The sequence below is a fragment of the Acinetobacter sp. DSM 11652 genome (assembly GCF_900109815.1).
Lineage (GTDB): Bacteria > Pseudomonadota > Gammaproteobacteria > Pseudomonadales > Moraxellaceae > Acinetobacter.
Map to the genome: position 1 here is coordinate 1 of NZ_FOBK01000027.1, position 4,304 is coordinate 4,304.

Consider the following 4,304-nt stretch of genomic DNA (forward strand, 5'->3'; position numbering starts at 1 on the left):
GTAACTATAGTGTTTTTCTTCACCATCAAAGGCTTGTTCTCGTGTGAGATAACCATAACTGTTGTATTCGAATACATATTCTGCATGGTTTTGGTTGATAAGTTTCTGTATACGCCCTTGTTTATCCCACTGATAGGCAATTTGGTGTTTGTTGGCATCAAGGCGTTTTTCTAATAGACCCACTGCATTGTAGTGGTATTGAGTCACCTGTCCTTTGGTATCAATGTGTTTGAGAAGGCTTCCTTCTTGGTCATGTTCAAAGTGTTCTTTTTGTCCATCTGGATAGATGATGGATTTAAGTTGTCCTTTGTCTATACCTTGATCACTATAGATGTATTGCACACCTGTTTGGTCTGCGGCTTGTTGTTGTTTAAGTTGTCCTTCTTCATCATATTGCCAAGCACTTTCTTTACCCGAACAATCGGTATATGACGTCATTTGCCCAAGGTCATTATACTGGATTTTTTTAGAGCCACCTTTGGCATCAGTAATTTCAATCAATTGACCTTCGGCATTGTATTTATATTGTGTTGTGTGACCCAATGGATTGATTTCTTTGGTCATCAAGCCATCTGCATTGTATTCGCGTTTCCAAATATGACCTTCAGGATCTTTTATTTCAGTTAGATTTTTATGTTCATCATAAGCAAATCGAATCACTCCGCCATTTGGTTGAATGATTTTAATCAGCAGACCTTCTTCATTGTATTGCTGTTGAGTTTCACGACCACTGTAATCAATCTCTCGAGTGATACGTTTATGTTGATCACGTGAATACCATTTTTCACGACCATCTGCTAATCGAATACGATAAGTAAAACCATCTAAATCAAAGTAGTAATAGGTCGGCACGTTGTAAGCATCATATACAGCGACTTGGCGCAGACGAGGATGCCATTTTAAAGTTGTTTTAAAGCTTCCATCATCCGCCCATTCTTCAATGGCTTTTGCATTTGGTTCATTCGAATCATAACGAATATTTTGACCACGACCTGATCGATCGGTATAACGTGTTAATTGATGATACGCATTGTATGAATACTGACGAGCGTGACCATTCTCATCATATGCTTCTACTAAATTTCCGTTATGATCGTACCCATAACGAGCAAGTGGTTGTTCTTGATCATCCACAAAAATAGCAATAATTTTTGCTTGATCATTGTAAGCAAATTTCAAAATTTGCTGAGTCTTCTTAAAATTAAAATGGACGGTTTGTAAATAAGCTTTGCCATTTAGCAAGATATAACGAAGATCGACTTGTTCTTGAGTTGATGAATTTCTCTCTTGCGTAAGCTGATAACTTTGACCTTGATCGAATGTACTAAATTGATAATCCCATTCTGTTCCAAAATTTAGGACTAATTCACCCTGTTCATTTAGATGTGTTGTAATACCTTGGAATGGAACTTCATAGGATTCACGCATAATGATCGATGGCAATTGTTGTTTTCTGCCTTTCGCATCAATAAACAAATAACCCTTTTCATTTGGAACAATCAAATTAGAAAAAGGCATTAACCAACGAGCACCCAAAGCACCGTTATCGAATTCCGCCATTTGGGAGTTATAAAGTCGATTGAATACTAATCCCAGCTTAGGTAGGCTGAAGTCTACATGGGAAACTCGTTCAGCACCTATAGAATAGCTAATACTATGAGCAGTATTGGTTTCAGCACTTGTTGTTGGTTCAGCTGGATTCAAACATGGAGGATCCATTAATGCATCTGCTTGCAAACTGACAAATTCAAGGATATCGCCATCAGTTTGACGCTCAAACTCACCAGTTTGATTAATCGGAACACTGGCATTTCCCTTATTTTGATTATCTTGAATAGCCTTAAGTGTTTGTTGAATGAGCCAACCAAGACTGTATTGCAAGCTTGGGTTTGTCTGATTCTGCAAATCGTTACTAATCGAAGTAATCGCCTCTACAAGTAAATTTTCAAAATGACTCGGAGTTGATTCAATTTTAGGCGTTAAATCTGCTCGAGGCTCAACACTGAGTAAATCTATTAATGGTATTGCCCAATTTTGAAATTGTAAATTTGGATCTCTTTTTTCAGCTGATGCGCTCGATGTTATTTCCGTTACAACAGACGATGATGAAGATGATTGAAGAGATTTTAGAATCTGAACAGCCAAGGCATTTGCATTCGTTAATAAGTCCGCTAATTTAGCTTGTGTCTCTTTTAGATAGGTCTCTAAATTCCCTGCCATTCTTGCATTAAGATGTAATTCCATACGTCGAATGTCAGTTGACTTAATTTTACCATTTTCAGGATATAGACATTCAGCCATTAATCCTAAAATGGGACGTAAACCCATCCTTGCATGTGCTTCATGTTTAGGCTCTGCAAACAATCCAATTAAATTCGCACCAAGCAAAGCATTTCGTTGTATTGAAAGCACTTCTGTTTGAGGAGACATTGCATACAACAATAAATCAAGCACACTTCCACTTAAAGCATATATATTAGCTACAGTAGTTATATGGGCATTTGCTTTGACTTTAAGTAATGATGTTTGGCCACAGACCACAAGGAAATTTTCAATTTGATTAGCAATAACTTGTAAGTCAGCTACACTACTCACACTGTCTAAATTAAATACAGCAAGTTCAACACTCGATTGTGCATTATTAGAAACTTGTTCGTTTTCAGTTGCCATGACTAACCTATATATTTTTAATCTTTTAAGTTTTTCGCGTTATATTGTTCTAAATCAGGACGATCATTACTCGTTTTTAATCGAGTTGTTTCCGTATATTTAATGCCGCCAGATTGATAATATTTTTGTGAAATAAACTGATCATCTGCTGATGTTGAATTGTTTGTACTCACATCTACTTTATTCACTTGTATAGGCTTATTAATCTCAACAGTCTTTTGATTTGTTAACAATGGAGCTGGATTCGATTTCGTACTGATTCTTGTTGTTTCGGTATACGTTAATCCGCCAGATTGATAATATTTCTGTGCAATGTAGTCATCAGTTACAATGACCTTTTCAGATTGATTCGTAATATTTTCCTGATCCAATGCTGTATCAAAATTTGTATTTGGCATAAACCCAGTTGAATTCATAAAATTCGGAATCAACTTCGATGTGGCCTGCTGAGTTATAAAATCAACGCCTTGTGTACGAATCATATCTAGTGATTGAGAAGGATTTACTGCCATTTGGCTTATAGTCTTCAACTGATCAGGACTTAAACCTAAATTTAATTTTTCTGAAATTCCACCTAAAGTAGAACTTGCCACTTGATTTTTGAGTTGCCCAACAGTTTGGTCTGCTAGACCTTTTAAAGCATTCTTGCCTATATCCTTTAAATTCATACTATCAAGTTGAGTCAAATTATTTTTAACTTGAGCCATTAAATTCTGACCCAGCTGATTTAAGCTCGAGTTCACAAAATTAGATGCACCAGGAATTACTGCATCTGCCCAATCATAACTTCGCGAAAAATGACTTGATAATGCCCAAGGACTTCGCTCATCTTTATCAAAAATCACTTGTGCACCACCAGGAGCAATTCCTGTTACTTGAGCAAAACCATTCGCATCTAATTTCCCTGTTATTGTCTTCCCAAGAGAGTCAATAACTTTATATCCAGCTCCTTTAAAGAATTCACTTCCACCATAACTTCTTAAAAGATTCAATGCGCCTTTTAACGGTTGCATTGTTGGCAATTGAGCTGAAGTACTTACACTCGCTCCCGGCTTAAATAAATGTTGTCCAGCTTTGACTTCAAACTTACCAGCTGTGGTCGGTAAAACTCCCGAACTGCTAATTTCAATCTGTGAGCCGCCACCGATCAACACTATTTTTTTTGCCGCTTTAATTTCAATTCGATCTTCCGTGGAAATAATCTGCACACCCTTTCTTGCAATCAGATCAGCACCATCCCCTTGAGCTTGAATCTCGATCTTGCCTTTGCCTGCATACAGTCGTGCTCCTTCTTGCGCTGCAAATAAGCTGATCTTTTTGCTGGCATGTCCGATGATGCTGTCTTGCGTGCTGGTGTTAATGCTTCCTTGTGCAATTTGGTTGATCTGTCCATCTGCACTGAGGTGGATGTCTTCGTTACTTTCTACGGCAATTGAACTTGGTGAAGCCAAGAGCATGATCGCTTGTTTAAAAGCCGCGGCTTTGCTTTGGTCTTCGCTCTCTAAGTTCTTGAGATAGCCTTGTAGGTTTTCGAGTAAGCTCAGTGGATCAGTTTGTTGATTTTTTGCCACTTCACTCAAAGCTTTGGCGTTGTTTAAGCTACTTTCGAGTTGTTGTTTGGCTTCGCTTGCATC

Annotated in this window: 2 protein-coding genes; both read right to left on the reverse strand. The window is 37.7% G+C overall.

Features of this window, described 5'->3' with window-relative positions; translation table 11 throughout:
* Window positions 1–2,670, reverse strand: a 2,670-nt coding sequence (locus BMW42_RS14500; protein ID WP_143047424.1) for a DUF6531 domain-containing protein, incomplete at its 3' end; no start/stop codon positions are given.
* 17 nt (window positions 2,671–2,687) lie between these two features.
* A partial coding sequence (locus tag BMW42_RS14505; RefSeq protein WP_143047425.1) for a DUF2345 domain-containing protein occupies window positions 2,688–4,304 on the reverse strand: 1,617 nt, incomplete at its 5' end.